This window comes from Bacillus sp. FG16, from assembly GCF_057809515.1.
On sequence record NZ_JBMDKC010000071.1, the window covers coordinates 22,664 to 28,854 of the forward strand.

A 6,191-nucleotide genomic window follows, 5' to 3' on the forward strand; every position below is an offset into this window, starting at 1 on the left:
ATAGCGCCTCAAAATAATGATGTTATATAGATATGTATAAAAGTCATATCTTGTTTCTTCCTATAAATTCTTATGAAAACAATAAGAATAAATGATATCATAATACAAAGGTATACGTTTGAATATTGAGAAAATAGATAAATTAGAAAACATATAGCAAAGGAAACGATATGAAAAGAATAAAAAGGAAACTACAAGAGTATGACTTGGCGTATATTTGTTATTACGCGGAAAAAATTGAGTTATCAGCGATTGCTGCGGGGTTTGATGCTGAAATTTCTACACCAGCTTTAGCAGTGTTACTACAGGAATTAAAAGAAAATGGTCAATTTGATACCTATAAAAGAAAGTATCAGGAATTACTGGAAATCATATAATAAAAAATAGACAAAGGCGGTTATTCATATGGAGAAGGTTTCACAACACGTATTAGATATTTTATCGGCTGGAATTGCAGAATATACACAAAATATTACATTAATGATAATGGCATATGAAGATGGATTAGACATGGTTGAGATAGAAGAAATTCAATCTGTATATGAAAAATTAGAAACAACGATGCTGTTTTATCAATCGCACGCAACGGGACCTGACCGTTTATTAAGTCAAGAATTGTATATCCGCTTACAGGAAACAATGCGACGTATGATGGGGAAAGAAGCACAAAAACCAGATGAGAGGGTATCTCGTAAGCTTTCTTCCTTGCCTAAAGGCGTCACGGTACATACAGAAGACGGTGAGCATACCTATTATGTTTTTCAGCATGAAATTCTCGGTCACATTGGACGTCTGTTTGTACGAGCAGAAGGCCTCAATTCCTTACATGTAGAAGCTGAAATGGCTGAGGGAGACAAGGGGAATCTTGTCAAAGAAAGAATGTTGCAACGCATTGTAGAAACATTTGAAAAGGATATTTTAGGAGTTTCTTAATTAGAGTTTAAAGATATCCATCCCCCCAGGAATATATGATGAAATTTCCAATATTCCTCTATATGAGTATATGATACAATCAAGGTGTTCCGTATATTCCATTATATTGAACACCCATAGCAAATGCCTACAAGCAGGAGGGCATTTGTTCTTATTTTTCCCTTCAGGTCAGCTAACGACCTGAAGGGTTTTTAGCGTTAGAAAAGGGACAGTTGGATGAGTTCGTGTTCTTCTTTTTCTTTTTCTTGATTTGTACAAGAGATATGTCGATGGTAGCTTTTCCCTAATCTTCGCTTAATTTCATCATCTAGTAATTGAATCGCACGTTCTTGTGAAGCTGTATACATGACCACTTCCTGAGTCGGGTACATTTCTCCACTTGGTGCTACGATGGTATAAGAAAGTGTATAGGCACTAATTTTCAAAAAAACCACTCCTTATTGCGCATAATAGTGAATGCAATAGAATACATACGTGATGAGGACACCTACAAATATGATACCGTATAATTTTAATCCAATCAGTGCGAATTTAGAAAAAATAGATAGTCCTTTTTTTAGAAATGTAAATAAAACACCAGCCAAGAATAAGACAACAGAACCACTTATGAGAAAACTAAGCAATATTTCCACCTCTTTTCTGTGTTTGCTGTATGATTCGTTATAGTTCTGCCAAATCTGTTTCCATAATGTATACAGGTGCAACATGTTCTTGTTCCAACAAGGTTTGCAACTGTTGTTGGAGTTCAAATCCATCTCTCGACTCAGCCAGCAGAAAAGACTTTGAAAAGTTGTTTCCATCCACACAATAGCTCACATCAAACATGTACATATTCACTGTGCCACCTTTTTACAGAATTTGAATGGAACGGGTTTATATTGCTCATGTTGAACAACTTGGCGTCCATCAATTCCAAGTTGGAAAAAGGATTCCATTTCAGAAATATCTACAATACTAGTATGTTCAAGCACCTTTACAATATATCCTGTTACTTGCAGAGATGGATCGTGACGGTAAGGGAATGTCACATAATCTCCAATATTGATGTTGGTAGCGGCTGCATTAGAAGCCATAGCAGACACCTCCCATCACGTACATTATTGTGAATAGAATAATAGTGGCAAGAAAAGTACCGAAAAAGTATAGTTGAGACTCTTTACAACCATCAATCCCGAACCATTCACACAGTGCATGATATTTGGTGAGTAGCTTATCTTTTGGCGTCTGAGGTGTCTGTTGTGGTCTTTCAGAATGTGATATAATAGCTTCATCATTTTTAATTTGTAAAGCGTTTGACATGTTTGTCATCCTTTCAGAATGGAAAATGATATTGAGGAAAGTCCTCGCAGTCTTGGTGGGTGCTGAGGGCTTTCTATTACTTTCTTTTTTCTTTACCATAAAGACGTTCCATCGCTTCAACAGTGAATAAATATTCTCCACGTTTGTTTCCGGGTTTCAGGAAATACTTAATTAACCCTTGTGTTTTTAACTCGTCGATTATAGGACTATTTTTAATACGCATTCTTAAGGTGGATTCGTTAATATTCCATCGATAGCTTGCTTCGTTAGTGGTCATAACATCTTGTAGTTTCATGTCATTCATATGCATCTCCTATATGTTGTAAAGGTCTAATGTCCTCCTTTTCCTATATTATAGGTCTATTGTAATGACTTATAAGTCATTTGTAAATTGATATTTTCAAAAAAATTATATTTTTAATTGAATGAACTTGAATATCGAGATAAAATAATGCAATGTGACAAAATGTTCAAACAGAAATGGAGAGAGGCATCGTATGTATCCCAAATGGATTGACAAAATGGCATTTTCAAAAGCACATCAAGAGTTATTGATTCAGTTGTATAGAAAGCAAATCACACGAAGAGAATATGATTCTTTGGTGAATGAGCTATATGTTTTAGAAACAAAGGGGATCTCAAAATAAAACATTGAAGAAATTATTTTGAGAGGTTTTTGATGTGGAAATAGAATGGAGTGAACGGTAATGAGGGGCAATAAAAAAGAAGAGCAAATACAGAAAATCATACTTATGCAAGAAGAAATCCGGCTATGGATTCAATATGTATTTCAGCAATGGGAGAGCAAGAAACAGGAACAGTGCAATTCATTTCCCAAATTAGCGTATATAGAGACAGTAGCATTTGAAAGTTCAGAAGCATATCAAGAAATACAAAGACTTTCTGTAGAATTGATGCGAGACATGACAACCTATAAAAGAGAGAAGTTGTTGGTACAAGTAACGGAATTGCATCAGCATATGCAAAGTATTGTGTCAGCTGTCCTAGAAACGATACAAAAATATTCTGTATCCTAATATAGAGCGATATCTCATTTGAAAAAGTGTTGTAAGTGAACAGTACGTAATAAAAAAGAGTAGCTAATAATGGCTACTCAAAATGGAATACATATTATGGATGATTAACAGTGTTCTCATATAAGTTGTACTTTATACAAAAGGTTAAGAAAATTATAGGTGTGTGCATCCTTTGTCTGTTTTATTTTAAACATGCTGTTTCGATTTGAATGGAAAATTGATATTGCTCGTGTGATTCTTCTTCTAACAGAGTAGCAAGGGCTTGTAATTGGTGAATGACTTTCTGTTTTGATTTACGACCTGTATAGTGGATATGAAAGGATTCTGGAATAGAAGACTCTATCGGTGCTGACGGAATTGTTGTCGGTTCAGTTTCTGGTATTACGGGTACTTCTTGTATGGGAATGGTTGGTGGAAGTATTTGCGTTTGAGCTAGTTCGGTGGAATGAGTATATTGTAGATTACTAGGTGTATCTTCTTTGGGAGTAGTCTCTTCTTTCCCTTTTCCTTTTCGTTTTGCCTGCATGTGCCCTTGGGTTGTAATTTCATGTTTTTTATACAAATCATAGAGTTTATTTTTATAGGTTCCTAATCCTTCTAAGATTTCTTTGATTGAAAAGTGCTCTTTCCAATATTGTAGTCGTATCTTTTGTTCTTCCACAGGTAGTGCTTCTAAAGAAGCCAATGGCAAGAATGTGTTGAGTTCCTCAATTTTTACGATTTCTGTCAATGAAAATCACTCCTCTTAAAAATTGATATGGTGTACAAATTCTATATGAGAACAAAATCCCCTTTGGAAAAGAATGGGTGAGTCGAAAATTAAAAATCTTTTTATATTGTTAAATTTCAGAATATTTACTTTTGATTTATTTCCGGCTGTGATATGATGTTTCCAACCCTTTCATATGACATGATTTGACACGTTTCGCAAATAAAAAGGGAAAAGAGGAGGAATATACGTATGAAACGATATAAGGTAATTAGTGCTACAGCTTTAGCAGCGATGTTAGTAACAGGTTCATCTACATTCGTATTTGCTGCAGAAAGAGAAACGACCACGCAACAAGTCGTAGAAGCATCTCATGTATTCTCACCCCATTTTATTGAAGAAACGAAAAATCTAGATGCTATTCCTATGAATAATCTCGATAAAGCGGTTCAAGCTGCTTTGTTAGGACCTGAAATAAAAAAATTAAAAGTATTTGACCATGAATTTAATGTGAAACCAGCTTACATTTCGAAACTAGGCAATCAAACTATCGTAAATGGTCAAATTTCACATCATTTAAGTTTTCGTTTAGATGATCAAGTCTATTATCGCTTTGTAAAAGAAGATGGGGTAATCAAAAATTTAGAAATTAAAATCGATCGTGGTGGATGGACAAAAATTACAGCACCTATTGGTGCAATCATTGCTCAATATTTTGGCGTTCCGATTACACCAGATCTCCTATCACAAATTGGCCAACAATTAGGAGCTTTAACAGATGGAAAATGGGAATATGCTTCGGAAGCGATTGTTGCCGCAATTGGTTTATATGTAGAATAAAACGGTATTAATTTCTTTTATATTATTTCATAACAAAAAGGTGGGTTTTACCCAAGAACTACTTGCTTGTTTCTCATATAGTTCGAAAAGTGTGGAATGGAGATATGCAAAGTTACATATGACAAACGCTCCATCAATCGTATAAGATAAAGCAAATATGGCAAAAAGAAAAAGTTTCAAAGGGGAGGAATTGAGATGTCAATTGCAATCGCAGTCTTAACATTCATTGGAGGAGTTGCTCCATTAGTTACACAATTGTTAAAAGCATTTATGTAGTTTATCGTTTCTAACATGTTGAAAACGTGATAGAATATGATTGTCTGTTATTTGTTTTCATTCATTTGCCCCTTTGGGGCTTTTTTATATAAAAAATAAACACCACATCCGTGGTGTTTAAGGAGAAGATCATCTGAATTTAGTAAAAGTATTAGCATCTTGTATTTTACAGGAAATTATATATATTGGTATTGAGAAAGTTATTCGCTAAATTCGAGATAACAAACAATACATGCAACGATTATCCCCATAATGAGATAACCCAATAGAATATCTATGCCAAGTACAAACATGATGTTTCTTCCCATCTATTGGTTATTTTGCTAGTTGAGTTTCATATTCTTTTACTAATTTATAGAAAGAAGAACGTTTAATTTTATATTTTTTCATCGCTCCCACCGCTGTAATGTTTCCATCGTGCCATTCTTCATAGGCTTTGATGAATTGTTCGGTAATTTGTACAGGTGGTCTGCCTAACTGTTTCCCTTGCTTCTTTGCGAGCGCGATTCCTTCTGCTTGTCGTTGTTTAATATCATTCCGTTCTTTTTCTGCAAAAGCAGATAGAATAGTAAGAGTTGCTTTTTGTACAGCCTGCTGAATAACATCGTTTGTACTTTTTCCATTATAATTCACATTAATAAAAGGTTCTTTAATAAATTGTAAGTTAATCCGCTGTTGTTCGTAATATCTAAATTCTTCTAGCACATCATTCATGCTACGACCTAATCTTGTCAAGGAATCAAAAACAATTGTATCGCCCGTGCGAGCTAAGCGTTTTAACATTTGATAATTTTCCCTCTTCATATTTTTCCCAGACTGCTTATCGATAAAAATATCCCGATCTTCTATCCCAAGACATTTCATATTTTTAATCTGGCGTTCTTCGTTTTGGTCTTTACTAGAAACTCTGACATATCCAAACTTTTTATATTGCAACATTTTCACCTCAACCATAATTATAGCTCATTTATATCTTTAAAGGTGTAAAAGTTTTAAAGATATCTGTAAAATTAAAAATGAACTTTTACGGATGTAGGTTTCCCTATGTTTCTATGAATCTGTAAAAGTACACCTTTACAAATAGAAATCCCCTTACA

The 6,191-nt window shown here is 34.3% G+C and carries 11 protein-coding genes; 4 read left to right on the forward strand and 7 right to left on the reverse strand.

Translation table 11 applies throughout. The annotated features are described in order from the left end of the window. The first annotated feature begins 170 nt into the window (after positions 1–170). The gene (locus tag ACODS7_RS22260; protein ID WP_023523689.1) at positions 171–377 is read left to right on the forward strand and encodes a hypothetical protein; all 207 of its coding nucleotides are present in this window, start codon (positions 171–173) and stop codon (positions 375–377) included. Positions 378–405: 28 nt separating this feature from the next. Then, a complete protein-coding gene (locus ACODS7_RS22265) occupies positions 406–933 on the forward strand; it encodes a hypothetical protein (RefSeq protein ID WP_023523688.1) in 528 nt (175 codons plus the stop codon). Positions 934–1,130: 197 nt separating this feature from the next. Here the strand turns inward: ACODS7_RS22265 and ACODS7_RS22270 are convergent, their stop codons facing one another. From ACODS7_RS22270 to ACODS7_RS22290, 5 genes are all read right to left on the reverse strand, one after another. Beyond that, positions 1,131–1,358, reverse strand: a complete 228-nt coding sequence (locus ACODS7_RS22270; protein WP_208743137.1) for a hypothetical protein — start codon at positions 1,356–1,358, stop codon at positions 1,131–1,133. 235 nt (positions 1,359–1,593) lie between these two features. Next, complete coding sequence (locus tag ACODS7_RS22275) at positions 1,594–1,764, reverse strand: hypothetical protein (RefSeq protein ID WP_208743138.1); 171 nt, start codon at positions 1,762–1,764, stop codon at positions 1,594–1,596. A gap of 2 nt (positions 1,765–1,766) precedes the next feature. Next, positions 1,767–2,006 carry a DUF2187 family protein gene (locus ACODS7_RS22280; RefSeq protein ID WP_208743139.1) on the reverse strand — a complete coding sequence of 80 codons (240 nt, stop codon included), beginning with the start codon at positions 2,004–2,006 and terminating at the stop codon, positions 1,767–1,769. After that, complete coding sequence (locus tag ACODS7_RS22285; RefSeq protein ID WP_023523684.1) at positions 1,996–2,232, reverse strand: hypothetical protein; 237 nt, start codon at positions 2,230–2,232, stop codon at positions 1,996–1,998. The genes ACODS7_RS22280 and ACODS7_RS22285 overlap by 11 nt, the downstream gene beginning before the upstream one ends. 76 nt (positions 2,233–2,308) lie before the next feature. Continuing rightward, entirely contained in the window at positions 2,309–2,536 is a 228-nt protein-coding gene (locus ACODS7_RS22290; protein WP_000999223.1) for a helix-turn-helix domain-containing protein, read from the reverse strand. 403 nt (positions 2,537–2,939) lie between these two features. Between ACODS7_RS22290 and ACODS7_RS22295 the strand changes: the two genes are divergently transcribed. Continuing rightward, positions 2,940–3,269: a hypothetical protein gene (locus ACODS7_RS22295; RefSeq protein ID WP_243168500.1), complete on the forward strand. Its 330-nt coding sequence runs from the start codon at positions 2,940–2,942 to the stop codon at positions 3,267–3,269. A gap of 181 nt (positions 3,270–3,450) precedes the next feature. On the opposite strand, the gene ACODS7_RS22300 is transcribed toward ACODS7_RS22295, so the two are convergent. Next, positions 3,451–3,999, reverse strand: coding sequence for a hypothetical protein (locus ACODS7_RS22300; protein ID WP_030030300.1), 549 nt, complete (start codon positions 3,997–3,999; stop codon positions 3,451–3,453). Positions 4,000–4,224: 225 nt separating this feature from the next. Between ACODS7_RS22300 and ACODS7_RS22305 the strand changes: the two genes are divergently transcribed. Then, on the forward strand, positions 4,225–4,818 hold the full coding sequence (locus ACODS7_RS22305) for a methyltransferase (RefSeq protein ID WP_243168514.1): 594 nt from the start codon (positions 4,225–4,227) through the stop codon (positions 4,816–4,818). Positions 4,819–5,409: 591 nt separating this feature from the next. Here the strand turns inward: ACODS7_RS22305 and ACODS7_RS22310 are convergent. Beyond that, the gene (locus ACODS7_RS22310; protein WP_061657403.1) at positions 5,410–6,030 is read right to left on the reverse strand and encodes a recombinase family protein; all 621 of its coding nucleotides are present in this window, start codon (positions 6,028–6,030) and stop codon (positions 5,410–5,412) included. Positions 6,031–6,191: the final 161 nt, after the last annotated feature.